General features: G+C 46.0%; 12 protein-coding genes. 4 read left to right on the top strand and 8 right to left on the bottom strand.

Annotated features, from left to right (window positions below; all coding sequences use genetic code 11):
• Positions 1-33 precede the first annotated feature (33 nt).
• A complete protein-coding gene (locus DR864_RS22570) occupies positions 34-381 on the bottom strand; it encodes a 4Fe-4S binding protein (RefSeq protein ID WP_114070426.1) in 348 nt (115 codons plus the stop codon).
• Positions 382-514: 133 nt separating this feature from the next.
• Here DR864_RS22570 and DR864_RS22565 point away from each other — a divergent pair, with 133 nt between their 5' ends.
• Positions 515-1,537, top strand: a complete 1,023-nt coding sequence (locus tag DR864_RS22565; RefSeq protein ID WP_114070425.1) for an acyl-CoA reductase — start codon at positions 515-517, stop codon at positions 1,535-1,537.
• Between the two features lie 88 nt (positions 1,538-1,625).
• Here DR864_RS22565 and DR864_RS22560 read toward each other — a convergent pair whose 3' ends face one another.
• The 3 genes from DR864_RS22560 to DR864_RS22550 form a co-directional block, all read right to left on the bottom strand.
• On the bottom strand, positions 1,626-2,723 hold the full coding sequence (locus DR864_RS22560) for a carboxylate-amine ligase (RefSeq protein ID WP_114069089.1): 1,098 nt from the start codon (positions 2,721-2,723) through the stop codon (positions 1,626-1,628).
• An 81-nt stretch (positions 2,724-2,804) separates the two neighbouring features.
• A complete protein-coding gene (locus DR864_RS22555; protein ID WP_114069088.1) occupies positions 2,805-3,875 on the bottom strand; it encodes an ATP-grasp domain-containing protein in 1,071 nt (356 codons plus the stop codon).
• Positions 3,876-4,020: 145 nt separating this feature from the next.
• Positions 4,021-4,731: an esterase family protein gene (locus tag DR864_RS22550; protein WP_114069087.1), complete on the bottom strand. Its 711-nt coding sequence runs from the start codon at positions 4,729-4,731 to the stop codon at positions 4,021-4,023.
• A gap of 220 nt (positions 4,732-4,951) precedes the next feature.
• On the opposite strand from DR864_RS22550, the gene DR864_RS22545 reads away from it, so the two are divergent.
• Both DR864_RS22545 and DR864_RS22540 read left to right on the top strand, forming a co-directional pair.
• On the top strand, positions 4,952-5,671 hold the full coding sequence (locus DR864_RS22545) for a pyridoxine 5'-phosphate synthase (RefSeq protein ID WP_114069086.1): 720 nt from the start codon (positions 4,952-4,954) through the stop codon (positions 5,669-5,671).
• Between the two features lie 31 nt (positions 5,672-5,702).
• Positions 5,703-6,086, top strand: coding sequence for a RidA family protein (locus DR864_RS22540; RefSeq protein WP_114069085.1), 384 nt, complete (start codon positions 5,703-5,705; stop codon positions 6,084-6,086).
• Between the two features lie 78 nt (positions 6,087-6,164).
• Here the strand turns inward: DR864_RS22540 and DR864_RS22535 are convergent, their stop codons facing one another.
• Complete coding sequence (locus tag DR864_RS22535; protein WP_114069084.1) at positions 6,165-7,343, bottom strand: acetyl-CoA C-acyltransferase; 1,179 nt, start codon at positions 7,341-7,343, stop codon at positions 6,165-6,167.
• A 261-nt stretch (positions 7,344-7,604) separates the two neighbouring features.
• Here DR864_RS22535 and porU2 point away from each other — a divergent pair, with 261 nt between their 5' ends.
• Positions 7,605-12,542 carry a putative type IX secretion system sortase PorU2 gene (gene porU2 / locus DR864_RS22530; protein ID WP_114069083.1) on the top strand — a complete coding sequence of 1,646 codons (4,938 nt, stop codon included), beginning with the start codon at positions 7,605-7,607 and terminating at the stop codon, positions 12,540-12,542.
• A gap of 28 nt (positions 12,543-12,570) precedes the next feature.
• Here the strand turns inward: porU2 and DR864_RS22525 are convergent, their stop codons facing one another.
• The 3 genes from DR864_RS22525 to DR864_RS22515 all read right to left on the bottom strand — a co-directional run bounded on the left by DR864_RS22525 (position 12,571) and on the right by DR864_RS22515 (position 16,190).
• On the bottom strand, positions 12,571-13,608 hold the full coding sequence (locus DR864_RS22525) for an acyltransferase family protein (protein WP_114069082.1): 1,038 nt from the start codon (positions 13,606-13,608) through the stop codon (positions 12,571-12,573).
• The gene (locus DR864_RS22520) at positions 13,605-15,347 is read right to left on the bottom strand and encodes a T9SS type B sorting domain-containing protein (protein ID WP_114069081.1); all 1,743 of its coding nucleotides are present in this window, start codon (positions 15,345-15,347) and stop codon (positions 13,605-13,607) included. The genes DR864_RS22525 and DR864_RS22520 overlap by 4 nt, the downstream gene beginning before the upstream one ends.
• A gap of 111 nt (positions 15,348-15,458) precedes the next feature.
• The gene (locus DR864_RS22515) at positions 15,459-16,190 is read right to left on the bottom strand and encodes an esterase family protein (protein WP_114070424.1); all 732 of its coding nucleotides are present in this window, start codon (positions 16,188-16,190) and stop codon (positions 15,459-15,461) included.
• Between the last annotated feature and the right edge of the window lie 86 nt (positions 16,191-16,276).

Below are 16,276 nucleotides of genomic sequence, written 5' to 3'. Positions count from 1 at the left end.
CAGGAACTTTCCTCTTATTTAAAAGACATTAGGCTATTCACCGTGCATCCATGCCTTCTTGGCAAGCAATGTTTCTTCATCTTCTACATTTTCTGGATCAGGAACACAACAATCTACGGGACAAACGGCGGCGCATTGCGGCTCCTCATGAAAACCCATACATTCAGTACACTTATCAGTAACAATGTAATAAAATTCGTTTGAAACGGGGCTTTGTTTTACTTTGGCGTCCACAACGGTACCATCACCATAGTCAACTTCTTCCAAATGAGTACCCCCTGCGTATGTCCATTCTACGCCACCTTCGTATATTGCAGTATTCGGACATTCCGGCTCGCATGCACCGCAGTTGATGCATTCGTCAGTAATCATGATTGCCATAATTGCACTGTATCGTTTAGTTTTGGGATATTTGCACTTGTATTCAAAAAACAAATTTAATTATTTAAAGTTTCGGTTGGGTCATAAAAATCATAATTCTTTGATTTTTTGTACTTTTCCCATAAATATTTCAATGAATAATAGCAACGAACACATAGCACCCTTTGTTGAGCTGGGCAAAATCCTCACCTCCAATGCCATAGAAGACGTTGTCTTTAAGGCATATTCGCAAAATCATTGGTTCATTCCTGACTTTGTCACCAATGCACTGAAGGCAATCGGGGAAGAATACCTCAACGAAGAAAAATTACGGACTTGGCTCAATACCTATCAATTACAATCTAGACAGCCTGATTTTGTTCCTAAAAAAATCGGGGTGGTTATGGCTGGAAATATTCCCGCCGTTGGTTTTCATGATTTACTGAGCGTACTCCTTAGCGGCCATCACCTTATGGCCAAACTCAGCACCGACGACCGGGTCTTGATGATGTTTTTGATTGAAAAATTGATTGAAATAGCACCAGCCCTTGCTCAACGCATCACCCTTGCCGAACGTTTAAACGCCGCCGATGCGTACATTGCCACGGGCAGCGACAACACCGCCCGCTATTTTGAATACTATTTTTCCAAGAAACCGCACCTTATTCGCCGCAACCGTACATCGGTCGGAATTTTGACAGGCGAAGAGACAAACGAAGAATTGATGGGATTGGGAAGAGATGTTTACTCCTATTTTGGACTCGGCTGCCGCAACGTCTCCAAAATATTTGTCCCAACAGGCTATGATTTCTCTAAATTTTACGAAGCCATCGAGCCGCAGCTCGACTTTTTCCGAAACCATCATAAGTACTTCAATAATTATGAATACAATAAATCGGTGTATCTCGTCAATCGAGAACCGCACCTCGACAATGGTTTTCTGATGCTGCGAGAAACCGACTCGTTGGTCTCACCCATCTCGGTGCTGTTTTTTGAATACTACACCGATGCCAACGATTTAAAATCAAAGTTGGAAGCGCATTCCGAAAAAATCCAGTGCATTGTGTCCAAAGAAGGTCACTTTCCGTCAAGTCTTCCGTTGGGGGAAGCTCAAAAACCGTCCTTGTATGACTACGCCGATGGAGTAGACACGATGGCTTTTTTGACTAATTTATAATAATTTCGGCCATTCGGTTTCTTTTTTAAAAGAGAAACTGAATGGCCGAACACTTTTTATTCTCTCATTCTGAATACAAATTCCTGCCTTATAATCCATAGGCGGTTTCCTGCACAATGTAATCCACCACCCGGGTAAAATCCTGCGTAGCTTCCCATACCGCCAATTGACGGTCGGCACCAGTGCCCATTTCCAGAATTTTGTGAATGTATTCCACTTCTTTGCGACTGCCGAGGTCATCGACCACGTCATCTACAAACTCAAGCAGTTCTTGCGCTAAGTTATAATAAGGAACTTCTTCTTTACGGCCAAAATCAATGAGTTTTCCATGAATCCCGTAACGAGCCGCCCGCCACTTGTTTTCATTGATGAGGATTTTGCGGTAATGCTGAAAGTTGAGGTTTTTGCTCATCAACTTATAAATCTTCACTACCAACGCCTGCATGAGCGCCGCCAAACAGATGGTTTCATCGGCCCGCATCGGAATATCGCAGACGCGGTACTCGATCGTATTATAGAAGGGATGTAGACGCAGGTCCCACCAAATCTTTTTGCCGTTGTCGATACAACCCGTTTTGACTAGCAGGTTTACGTAATCGTCGTAATCGTGCGCCGTTTCAAAATATTCGGGAATACCCGTCCGGGGAAACTTGTCAAATACTTTGGAGCGATACGATTTAAAACCCGTATTTCGTCCGCACCAAAAAGGCGAATTGGTAGAAAGCGCATAAATATGGGGCAAAAAGTACGTCAGTGAATTAATAAGTTTGACCCCCGTATCTCTGTCAGGAATGCCGATGTGAACGTGCAGCCCAAAAATAAGGTTGCCGCGTGCCACGTCACGCATTTCTTCGATGAGCTTATCATAGCGCGGATTGGGCGTAATCAGCTCGTCTTGCCAATCGGAAAAAGGGTGCGTACCAGCCGCCGCAATCTTGAGATTTTGCTGCGCTGCCAAATCAATAATCATCTTCCGCAAGTATGTCACCTCCTGGCGCGCTTCCTGAATATTGGTACAAATGTTGGTTCCTACTTCCACAACCGACTGGTGCATTTCGGCCGTAACACGCTCTTTAAGAATGATTTTACCATCCTCTACAATCTTCGACATGTGGGAGCGAAGCCCACGGGTTTCAGGGTCTATTGTCTGAAATTCTTCCTCAATTCCGAGTGTAAAAAGGGGCATAGCAGATGAGTTTATAGGATGCCGTTTGCCTTTGGCACGCCGATGAGCTTAGCACCGCCGTGCCAAAGGCAAACAATAAACTTATTTTTTCTTGGGCGCTTTTTTAGCTGGTTCTTCGTCTTTTGCCTTTTTAGGCGCAGCTTTTTTGGGAGCCTCTTCGGTGGGCTCTACGTCGCCTTTGGCCAAATTTGCAATCGGCAAATTCATGGCCGAAGTACGCACAAAACTCCCCCACGTGAGGTTGGTTTTACCCTCTTTGTGCGCTTTTGCTTTTTCGATGGCCATCTTAGCGGCGTTTTCTACAATCCAATCAAAGTTTTCCTGTCCTACGGAATGAATATCGGCATCGGGCGCAGGATTACAAAAATCAATTGCGTACGGAATGCCATCGTGAACCGCAAACTCTACGGTATTAAAATCATAGCCGAGGGCTTTGTTGAGACGTAATACATAATCCGTAATCGTGGCGATGAGTTTTTTGTGCGCCTCACCCGTGGTTTTGGGCTGCGTTGCGTAGCGAAGGTGGTGCGGATTGCGCGGCTCATACGGCATGATGTGGACGTATTTTCCACCTAAACAATAACAACGATAATAATCTTCAAAGGTTACTTCACTTTGCAACAGCATAACCAACTGTTCGGTTTCGGCGTGTTTATTCCATAAATCATCCATATCATGGATTTTATAGACGCTTTTCCACCCGCCACCAGCATGGGGTTTCATGTAGGCTGGAAAACCCACATATTCAAACATTTCTCCCCAAGCCATTGGCATTTTTAGGTTACGAAATGAGGTTTCTGATGTATCGGTCGGGCGTTCTTTGGAAGGCATCAAAACCGTATTTGGCACCGGCACACCCAGTTTTACGGCCAGCGCATTGTTGAAAAACTTCTCATCGGCGCTCCACCAAAACGGATTGTTGATAACTGCGGTGCCGCAAAGGGCCGCATTTTTAAGAAACGCCCGATAAAAAGGCACATCCTGCGAAATACGGTCGATAATGACGGCGTAGTCGGTGGCTTCCCCCTGCACTACCCGGTCAATTAGTACTGGTTCCGCAATAATATTTTTCCCATCCAATTGGTTGACGCGTTCAACAAAAGCTTGGGGGAATGTATTTTCCATTCCGTGAAGTATTCCTATTTTTTTCATAAATGAATCACCGGATGCCCGGCGCGGTTAGTGTGATTTTTAGATGACGATTATTTGGTTTATTAATGAAAACAGGCGTTTTTCGAAAGAGATATAATTTTCAGACTAAGGTCTAAACCCTGAAACTGTTTAAAAATAGGCTTATTTACAGCCCCATTTGTGACACGTATTCGGGAAACATCCTGTTCCAAAGAGGCCAATCGTGTTTGTCCCAGCCTCGAATATCCAACCAATGCGAAATCCCTTTGTTTTTCAGAAGATTAGACATCTGGATGTTGGCATCAAGGCAAATATCCCACTCCGAAGTTCCTAGCACAATTTTCATGTGATGGAACTTCCATGCTTCTTCGTTGTGGATAAAATCGACAGGATTATTGAAGTAAACGGTATCATCGTGGTGGCCTTCGACAAAACTGCGGATGTCAAATGCTCCGCTCATGCTAATCATATAAGCCACTTTATCAGGATGTTTGAAGGCAAAATTGAGCGCATGATAGCCCCCAAAACTACATCCTGCTACCGCAATTTTGTCAACGTTGGCTTCACGACGAATGGAAGGCACCAGTTCGTCGTTCAGAAAACGGTCATAGACGGCATGATTATGCGCCCGGACCGCCGGCGGTAAATGCTTGGCGTACCAACTATCTTCGTCGATTCCGTCGATTAAGTACAGTTTTATTTTCCCTGCGTCAACAAACCCTCGTACCGAATCAGTTAGCCCAAACTCTTTGTTTTGGTAGTACCTGCCCATCGACGTTGGGAACAGGAGAATGGGATACCCCCAATGCCCTATCACGAGCATTTCAATATCCCGGCCCAACGTGGGCGAGTACCATTTTTGATAGGTTTCTTTCAAGATTGATAAAGTGTTTAACGTGGTAATAATTTGTCGAAATATAGACAAAAAGTGAGAATAACAAGATTCTGTCCCAAAAATTGTGTAAAAGACTATTTCCGAATACTTTTGAAACCATTATGATGTGTTGAAAGTTAGAATAACGGGTGTAAGCATACTTAAAAATACGACTTTACTCCCTCATTTAAACGCCCAACGGCACTAAACTATTCGATTAAAAATGACTCGCCTCAGCGTAAATATCAACAAAATAGCCACTCTTCGCAACTCACGCGGAGGCAACAACCCCAACGTTGTCAAAACCGCCCTTGATTGCGAAGCATTTGGTGCCCAAGGAATTACGGTGCATCCACGTCCCGACGAACGCCACATTCGTTACCAAGATGTACTGGATTTGAAACAATTGGTAACGACCGAGTTCAACATTGAAGGAAATCCTACCGAGCTTAAATTTATTGAACTTGTACTAGCCACCCGCCCTGCCCAAGTGACGCTCGTTCCCGACGCGCTAGGGGCCATTACCTCCAACGCAGGCTGGGATACCATCACGCACCGCGACCGCCTTACTGACTTGGTACAGACGTTTAAAAGTGCTGGTATTCGGGTTTCTGTGTTTGTAGACCCCATCGAGACCATGGTAGAAGGGGCCAAAATTTGCGGCGCTGACCGCGTAGAATTATACACCGAACCATACGCTACGGAGTACCCCGAAAATCGCGAAAAAGCCGTAGCCCCTTACATAAAAGCCGCCAAAGTAGCGCAGGAAGTGGGGCTTGGATTGAACGCAGGTCACGATTTAAGCCTCGAAAATTTACGTTATCTAAAAGAACAAATTCCGCATTTGGACGAAGTCTCCATCGGCCACGCTCTCATCTGCGACGCCCTTTATTATGGGCTAGAAAATACCATCCAGATGTATTTGCGTGAATTGGACGTCTAATCTCTATTGTCTTATATCAAACCGAAAAATCATGTCAAAAAAAATAATATTTACCTCCGCCGCTCCCGCGCCAATTGGCCCTTATTCTCAGGCTGTAATGGTTGGAGATACGCTGTATGTCTCTGGCCAAATCCCCATTGATCCTGCCACAGGAGCATTGGTCAACGGAACGATTGAAGACGAAGCGCGTCAAGTAATGCTCAACATCGGAGCGATTTTAAAAGAAGCGGGACTCGACTTCACCAATGTCGTTAAGACAGGTATTTTTTTGAAGGATATGAACAATTTCGCCAAGGTGAACGAAGTATACGGGCAGTTTTTTACGGATCAATACCCTGCCCGTGAAACCGTCGAAGTGGCGCGTTTACCAAAAGACGTCAACGTAGAAATCTCCGTGATTGCGGTCAAGGACTAATAAATGACAAGGTTAGCCTTGGAAAGTTTTAGGCTGAGAAATTGATAATCCGTCTAAAACTTTCCAAGGCTGAATACATTAATTCAGGAATTCATATATTCCTGCTACGCCTTGCCCACCGCCCACACAGGCCGTGACCATGCCATATTTTTGATTGCGGAGGCGCATTTCATTAAACAACTGCACCGACAAACGTGCACCCGTTGAACCCAACGCGTGTCCCAACGCAATGGCACCGCCATTTGGATTTAACTTGGTTGGGTCAATGCCTAGTTCCCTAATAACCGCCAACGATTGTGCCGCAAAGGCTTCGTTTAACTCAATTTGGTCAATATCCCCCAACTGCAATCCCGCTTGTTTGAGCGCAATAGGAATCGCCGCCACGGGCCCAATGCCCATAATACGTGGCTCCACACCCGCCGATGCATACGACATCATACGAGCCACTGGTTTGAGGTTCAGCTCATTAACCATCCTTTCTGACATCACCACCACAAAAGCCGCTCCGTCGGAGGTTTGGGACGAATTTCCTGCCGTAACGCTCCCCCCCGCTGCAAAAACGGGCTTCAAGCGCGCCAAGGCTTCCAAGGTGGTATCTGCACGCGGCCCTTCATCTTGGGTGACTACGTATTCTTTATTTTTCTTTTTGCCGCTGTTGGCGTCAAAATAAGTTTCTTTGACGGTAATTGGCACAATCTGACTATCAAATTTGCCCGCGGCCTGCGCGGCAAGCGCTTTTTGGTGCGATGCCAACGCAAAAGCATCTTGATCTTCACGACTGATTTTAAATTGATTGGCCACCTGCTCCGCCGTCAGTCCCATGCCAATGTAGTAATCGGCGTGTTCTTTGGCAATTTCGTAGTTAAGCGCCATTTTCCAACCCGTTGTAGGCACCATCGACATAGACTCTACCCCACCCGCCACGATACAATCAGCAAAACCTGCGTGGATTTTAGCCGCCGCAAGGGCGATAGCTTCTACACCTGAGCCACAATAACGGTTGATGGTAAAACCCGGCACGCTTTTGGGTAAGGCTAATAACGAAATATAGCGGGCAATCTGCATTCCCTGCTCGGCTTCTGGCACGGCATTGCCCACGATGAGGTCGTCCACGCGGGCTGGGTCCAACGCTGGCAATTGCGCCATCATGTGTTTGATTACTTCAGCTCCGAGGTCATCGGGGCGTGTAAAACGGAAAGTACCTTTGGGGGCTTTGCCCACCGCCGAGCGGTATCCTGCTACAATATATGCGTTCATGGTTTAAGGTTGTTTCTCAATTTGGAATTATTCACTACAAAACAAACATTTTTTTTGCAAAAAATACTCTGCAAGCATAACAAATTATTTTTATAGCTTAGCTTGACTTCCCCAGAGTCAGAATATGTATCTTCACTCCTATCCTCTTTACTTTCGTTAACATCTCCAAAATCCACCTCTTCTCTTTCAGGATTTTTACTATTTCCGGAGTAAATTGCATCCGTTTCTACCGGCAGAGGTAAATCCGTAACATACAATCAGATGCGAGTTAGGTTAGCGGCTGTTATCAGCGTATTCTTTTTTACCCATTTCGTTTTATCCACCCACGCCCAAACCACCTACGGCAACGAATGGATCAATTATCAGCAAACGTATTTTAAGATTCCGATTGCGCAAAAAGGGATTTATAAAATTTCAACGGCCGAATTACGCCAAGCGGGATTCCCAGTAACTACAACCAACCCGACCGCACTCCAATTGTTTTTCCGGGGTGAAGAGCAGGCCATTTTGGTACAGGGAGAGGCCGATGGAAAATGGGATGAAGCTGATTATCTGGAGTTTTACGGTGAAGGAAACGACGGCACCCAAGACTCTTTGCTGTACATTCCGCACAGCGCCCAACCCCACAAAATCTACAATTTGTATACCGACACCACGGCTTATTTTATTACCTGGCGTCTGGATGGGCAACCAGGCAAGCGCATGGCTTCTTATCAAGAACAAAATACCTCCAACCTGACGCCAGAGGCATTTCACCGCGAAGATTTGCTGATTTCAAACATTGCAAGCTACAACTACGTAGGCATGTCGGAAGGGCTGATGTATCCGTTGGGGACATCGCAAGGCGCTCAACATTCTTATTACGACTTTGGTGAAGGCTGGTCAGGGCCTGAACTTTACAAAAATGCGGTGGTTTCCAAACGAATTCAACTCGAAAATCCCGTTCGTACCAGTTTTAAACCCCAGCTCGAACTTCATTTGATGGGGCGCGACCATCGCCTGCATTTTGTGGAAATTAAGGTGGGAAGCAGCCCCGTAGCCAATCGGTTGGTGGATACCGTCCGGTTTAACCACCAAAATGCACTCTTGGTGCAACGAGAAATCGCGTTTTCGGATGTATCGCTCGATAGCAACCGAATTTCCATTTCTACCACCTCCCGCGGCACTTTTCCTGAGCAAGCAGATGATGTATACAGCATCACGTATTATCGCTTACGCTATCCACAACGCTTTGATTTACAGAATAAAACCCAGAAATATTTTTACCTTAACCCAAGCACCGTTGGCAAATCATACCTTGAAATCCCCAACACCGCCAACGACGTTCGTTTGTTTGACATCACGGATAAAAAGAACATCGCTCGCATCGGCACCACGCTTGAGAATGCTACCCTAAAAGCCGTTGTTCGCGGAACAAACACCGCCAAAACGCTTTTTGCCACGCGAACTTCTCTCTCCGTTCCAAGTATTCAACGCGTTGGTTTTCGGAACATAGACGCTACCAAAGCCAATTATCTCATTGTCACGCATCGCAATCTGGCAAGTGCCGCTAAACAGTTCGGCGGGTATCGGGCCTCCACAGCGGGCGGGCGTTATGACACCCTGACCGTAGAGACGGATTTTTTAGTGAATCAATTCAACTACGGCGAATTCAGTCCGTTGGCTATCCGTCGTTTTGTCCAGTTCATGGCCGACAAAGGCAACCCTCGCTTTTTGTTCATTGTTGGTCGCACCGAGCAGGTAGACTTTAATCGCATCAAACCCACCCGCAGTCAAGTCGATATGGTACCAACGTTTGGGTGGCCAGGTTCTGACAACCTTTTTTCGCACGGGCTCAAAGGACAACCCCAACTCCTTGCGGCCATTCCCACCGGACGACTTTGGACCGACAGCCCACAAACCGTACTGAATTATCTGGAAAAAGTACGGGAACATGAAGCTACGCCCATGAACGCTCTTTGGCGTAAAAATGTACTTCACCTCAGCGGCGGCACTTCGTTGTTTGAGCAAGGGCAATTTTTGCAAATCATGAATGGTTTTAAGCAAAAAGCCCAACGCCAATATTTAGGCGCGCGCGTCACGACCATCACAAAAAAAACAGACGAAGCAGTTGAGTACGTCGGTATCGCCAATGAAGTAAATGAAGGGGCAGGCATCATTACACTTTTCGGCCATTCTAGTCTATCGGTAACCGATATTAACATCGGCCATGTATCTGATGATGTATTAGGGTTCAGGAACAAAGGTCGCTATCCTCTGGTCTACGCCAACGGTTGTGTATTGGGTAATTTCACCTTCGGTTCCACTACTTTTCCCATTGATTGGGTAGGTACCAAAGACCGGGGCGCCATTCTATTTTTGGCCCATTCCAATTATGCCTTTGTTCATTCGCTACGAGACTTTGCCAGCACTTTTTATGAAACCCTTCTCGGCGACAGCACTAATCTGAGCCGTCCATTTGGGGAAGTGCAGCAACAAATCATGCGTAAAACATTAGCTAAGCTCCCCAATGACCCTATTTATCAGGCCGATGCGCAGCAAATGAGCCTACAAGGCGACCCTGCCATCGTTTTGTTTCCAACAACACAACCCGATTATGCCGTCATAAGTCAAGGAATCAGCGTTAAAGGTAAAAATGGAAGCGCAATTGGGCCCTTGAGCGATTCATTGGAAATACGGGTGGTCGTTTCAAATTTGGGACTTTACCGCAACGAAAAGCTCCCCGTACGCCTCACCCGTACCGCACGCGACGGAGCGGTGCAAGTATTTGAAGCTACTTTTCCCTCCGTAGCCTATCAGGATACGTTGCTATTTCGCATCCCGACGGACCGTAACCAAAATGGACTCAATCGTTTTGAAGTGACGGTAGACCCAGCCAATACACTCGTCGAAATGAACAAGCCCAATAATACGGCAGCCGTCGAAATCGCTCTACCCGTGGCGGGTGCGTACCCACTGATGCCGGCCGAATATGCCATTGTTTCTTCGACAGAAAACGGAATACCAACGACACAGTTGTTGGCACAACACATCGACAATGCCAGCCGAAATTATATCATTGAACTCGACACTACCGCTCGTTTTGATAGCCCTTTTAAACGCTCACAAAACATCACGGCAACCGTACTACCAAGTTGGAAAGTAGCATTACTTTCTCGCGACAGTCTCACTTATTTTTGGCGCATCCGTTATGCCGACCGCCCCGCAGGCACTGACAATCTTTGGAGTGAAAGTTCTTTCACTTACATCCAAAACGCAGGTGAAGGCTGGACTCAGCGGCAAGCCGCACAGTTTACCAAAGCCACTCCACTCAACATCAATCTTTCCCTGACTACACAACCTACTTGGAACTACACTCCTATTGAAGTGCCTGTAAAGGCGGTGGTAGCAGGGAGTTCGGTAGGAGGGTTTAATCAGGGGCATCAGGTAAATCAGCTGTCCATTAGCGACATTTTATTTGTGGCACAGAGTAATTGTAGCACATTTCAAGGAGCCAATGCCGAAGCAAACATTGTCGTAACAGCCCTACACCGCGACAATCTTCAGGCGTATTCGGTCATGCCAAGTCGAAATTGCGGCAACCCGCCTTACGTTATGAACACGCTTCGTCAGCCAGAAATCATTAACAATCAGCTGTTCAGCAAATGGATTGATTCCGTTCCCAACGGCGACTGGGTTGTGCTTATGGCGGTCGGTGCCGTGCGTTTTGACCAATGGCCCACCTCTGAAATCGCTAAATTGAAAGCCTTAGGCGTCAACGAAACTATTTTGCGTAGCCCCAATCTGCTGATTCTCCAAAAGGGGGCGAACAAACCCGCACTGGAATTAGCCACCGACCCCAACGATATTGCGCCTAGCCTTAGGACACTGACCTTGGATTTGTTTACCTTAAAAAGTACCAAATCAACGGGACAAATTGCGTCCTCACTCATTGGCCCAGCTAGTAGTTGGGCCTCTCTTACCAACCAACAATCCATACTCACTACCCAACAATCAACACTGACGGTACTGGGTGTGGATTTGAACGGAAAAGAAACGCCCTTGTTGGTCAATCAATCGGCGAATAAGTCATTGGACTTAAAAACCATCGACGCTCGCCGTTATCCTTTCCTGCGGTTGCAGTTGCGTTTAACAAATCCCGACGTCAACCTTACAACTCCTGCGCAACTCCGCAATTGGCTTGTCACGTATACGCCCGTTGCCGAAGGTAGCGCTACTTCTAATCTTAGCGGAGTGATTGAACGACAAGAAGGAGAAATTTTGACGGTTAATGTGGCTTTCAAAAACGTCTCTAACGTGGCGTTTCAAGATTCCGTGGTGGTTCAGCAAACGATTTTTAGTCCTAGTGTCTCCCCTCAAATAACCGAAAGAAAACTGGCTAAACTCGCCCCCAATCAAGAAACCTCTTTTACCGTATCGCTCCCGACCTTGGGCCGTGGTGGTGATAACCGTTTACTGGTCAATTTTAACCCGCGCCGGCAGCCCGAACAAAGCTATACCAACAACGTCGTCAACCTTCCTTACACCGTAATTACAGACCGATTGGCACCAGTACTCGATGTGGCCTTCGACGACCAGCGCATCAAGGACGGAGAAGTGGTTTCGGCCAATCCCGTAATTGTGGTGCAACTCAAAGACGAAAATAGATTTTTGTTTAAGCGCGATACGGTCGGTATTGATTTGTTTCTCCAGCGCCCTGGTCAAAATACTTTCCAGCGCATCAGTTTTACAAATCCTTCCCTCAAATTCACCCCCGCCAGCAACCAAAATGTGGTACGCATTGAATACCACCCCGGCTCGCTTCCCGACGGGTTATACACTTTGCAAGTACAGGGTGCTGATGCGACCAACAACCGTACTGGACTGTATCAAATTACGTTTAGAGTCATCAATGAACAAAGGATTGTAAGTGTTGAGGCCAACCCGAATCCTTTTCAAGATTTTCTGCGTTTTTCATTTACCATTTCGGGAAAAGAAGCTCCTACCGAAGCCACCATTGTCGTTGCTGATATTTCGGGCCGCATTGTCAAAGAGGTAAGTCTTACGCCTCGCGTGGGAGCCAACGAATGGATTTGGAACACCACCGCAGGATTGGCGATAGGTACTTATCTTTACCGAGTTACCGTCAAAAAAGACGGCCAAGAACTTACTTTGGGCGAAGGAGTGAAAACAACAGGTAAGTTGGTGTTGGTGCGGTAATGCTTTTATTCACGCAAAGGCACTAAGTTTAGAATCTCTGCGCCTTTGCGTGAATAATCAAGAGGTACAAAGGCTTTTCTACCCATCGGTACAGTCCATATGACACAATCCACAGCAAAATCAACAGGATTAAGCCGTTGTTAGAAACATAGCGCTGTAGCACTACTGCGACCGGCCCAATATGAATCAGATAAAATGCGTAAGAAGATTTACCCAAAGTCTGAGTCAACGGATGCGACAACAAGCTGCTAATAAAGGTTTTTTCCGTAGAAATCCCCTCTAGTCCAAAGCCGATAACAACGGGCAGCAGGAGATTATACAAAAGCCATTCGGTATAAAAAACCGAAAATTGCCCATAATAAACCGCTAAAACGTAGCCGATTACCACTCCAATTGCTCCCCCAACCGCCATGATGGTTTTGAACTGAAATGCCGGTGGAGTTTGGTTTTTTCGTAGCCACAGCGCCGCATAAATCCCAACGCCAAATTCAAATAAACGACCAAAAATCGTATAGAAACTCCCAAACGACAGATGACTTTTGTACAACACAAACAGCCCCAAAATAAAGGAAGAATACAGCAAAGCCAATACCAACCACCGACGCCCTGCCAACAGAGAAATACACCACGGCGCAAGGAAGTAAAAGCATAGTTCAACCGTCAATGACCAACTTTGGGGAATACCGCTGAAAACCAAGGATGGATTTAGCCCTTTGAGAAGTAAAAAGTTAGAAAAGTGCACTAAAAAAGAAGCCGTTTCATTTTCTTTTGTAAACCACTGAAGCACATAAAGCCCCGTCAGCAACAGCCAATACAGGGGCACAATTCGTGCAAAACGCAGGAGATAAAAGCGTTTTCGGTCGGCAGTAGAGCTTAGTTTATCGGCATAATTCCACGTAATCAGAAAACCGCTGAGTACAAAAAATACGGTTACGCCCACGTAGCCTTCTCGCGCCAACTGATATAAAAAAGAGGATTCAGGAAACGGATTATAGTGATGAATATAAACCAACAAAGCCGCAAAAGCGCGTAAACCAGTCAGAGAAGGAACGTGGGAAGAGGTCATCGCACCAACAAAACTGAGCCCGTATAATTGCTTGTTTCACCGTTTGTAAACGCAACGGCGATTTTATAAACGTAAACTCCCCCTTCCGCAATTTCACCTAAATAACGTCCATCCCACCCCTGCTTGGGGTCGGCGAAGGTAAAATTTTCATTCCGAAAAACGATTTCGCCCCAACGGTTATAAATCGCCATTTCTTTGATTTGTTTAACACAGGTGTTACCGTACACGTAAAACACGTCGTTTTGCTGGTCATTGTTAGGGGAAAAAATATCAGGAATGTAAATATTACAGGGCAAGACAAATACATTGACTTTTTCTGATTGCTGACACGCCTGACTTGCGTTCTTGACCGCAACAGTATATTGGGTTGATTTCAAAGGATGTACCCAAGTGGCAGGGCAACTAGCACACGCCAGCCCGACGGGCGGGCTCCATTGTACACTGAATGCGCCTGCCGGCTCTACCTGTACTTCCAGCCGTGTACTGTCGCCTTGGGTAATGGACGGATTTCCTACGATTTGAAACTGCATTTCTTCAACAATCAAACGCGTAGTCACCATGCTGTCGCAGCCCGAAGGCCGGGCCACTGCCGTCAGATACGTACCCGGTTTTGTGTATACTGAATCCCCTACTTTTAGGCTTTGCCCAAGACAAATGGTCACGGTTTGGGTATGATTAGCCGCAGGAATCACCGTCAGATTCAGCCGGACAGTACTATCGCATACGTTGGTCCGGAGAATTTTTTTTACGTGAATGCCCGTCGTTCTAAAGCTTTCACCGTCTACTTTGACTTCTTCACCCTCACAAATCGTTCGGGCAATGGTGGTATCGGCTTGGTAATACTTTATCTTGTAATCCAGTTGCAATTGGCAGCTTTCGTCGAGTTTATCCAACGGGGAAATTTTGACCGTATACACTTCTCCCAAATTGGCTTTTACCCGGGCATTCGCTGTCTTTTCGCCATTACTCCAAAGATAGCTCCCAAATCCATCGGGCGCATTCAACATCATGTATCCCTGTGCATCAGGACAAAGCGTGTTTACTTTTACCTCTGATTTTACACATTGAGCATCAAAATACGCATACCCAAAATGCTCCCTACCCGTACAACCGTGGGCTGTTACTTCAATCTTAATGATTCGCCCTATGTAATTGCGTAAATCAATGGCCCCAGTTGTCCAGTTTTTATATTCAATGTCGCCTTGGGTTTTAAATCCTTCGCTTGTACCTGCGTTTTGCAACTGAACCCCAAAAGAATTACAAGAAAGAGGCTCTCCGTTACTATCAGTAATATTAATGTCAAATCCTGATTTTTGGGCGTCAACGTGTCGATTATCATTTTGCAGCACAAGGGCAAACTGATATTGAAAAAGCGTATTTTCGGGGGTGACGAGAAATGACGTTTTGATGCGGTCAAAGGAACCGCCACCCATAGAATAGTTGGTACCGATACGGATGGAATGTGTGCTTCCCGGGGCCACCATCGGAATTTTTTCGTTGGTAATCTTAGGGTCAAATCCGTCGCTGATGCTTGTAATATAGTGTCTTGCATTTATCGAGCCCGTCGTTTCGTTTTGATAGGCGAGTTTTGCGTTGGCAATCCGTACAACGCCGTTGGTCAATTCCCACCCCAAGGTAGTCCCTGACTCAAAACCAATGTTGCCGCAGTCCACTTGCTGCCCCAGCACCTGGGCTTTGATAAACGCCAAAAAACCAATCAATATCAATGCCCTTTTCATTAGATGCTATAGAGTTTATCAGAGTAGAATAAATTACGCACGATGAAATAGGGATGTTGCATTTATTTTAAGGAACGCGGCGGGTGAGTGTTTTCACTCCCTAAAGTTAGCTCAAAATCTTGTTTCTAAATAGTATGGCAGCATTTTTTGCCATGAAGGCCAATCGTGCGGAATATCCTGCCCCCACACATCCAGTTCATGATTGATGCCTTTTGAATGAAGAATGTCTGATAAATAACGTGACGAATCTGGATCCTCATAACTCCCCGAGCCCGTTATGATATGAATATGCCCTTCAGAGCGGTATTTGGACAGATACGCCTCATCTTTGAGATTGCGTAAATAATGTACTGGTGAATTAAAATACACATTGTCGTCGTAATGCCCTTTGGTATAGGCGGTCAGGTCATAGCAACCACTCATCGCAATCACCCCATTGAGGAGGTCGGGCCGACGAAAATAAAGATTGGCCGAATGAAGAGCACCAAAAGATGCCCCCGCTGCAATAATCGGAGTATGTGGCCCAACTTTACTTTTGATGTACGGAATTACTTCGTTGTAAATGTATTCATTGAACTGCTGATGACGAATACCTTTATCACGGCCATTCATGTGCGGGTTCATCCAGCTTTCGGTATTGATGCTATTGACCGAAAACACCTTCACTTTTCCTTCATTGATAGACTTACCAATGCTGTCGATGAGCCGACAGCGCTCGTATTCAAGGTAATCTGATGCCGCCGTAGGAATCATCAAAAGGGCAAACCCATAATGCCCGTACGTGGCAATTTCCATGTGTTTGTTGAGTGCCGGACTGTGCCAACCGTCTAATTCGCGATACATATTGATTTTTTGATTAATTGAAGAACTAATTAAGAGAAAGGGTTTATCGAAAAACGTAATATACAGATGAACTTTGCCAAAGTTCG

Source organism: Runella rosea (genome assembly GCF_003325355.1).
GTDB lineage: Bacteria > Bacteroidota > Bacteroidia > Cytophagales > Spirosomataceae > Runella > Runella rosea.
Note: the sequence above shows the minus strand (reverse complement) of the source record. Positions and strands in the feature narration are given on the sequence as shown.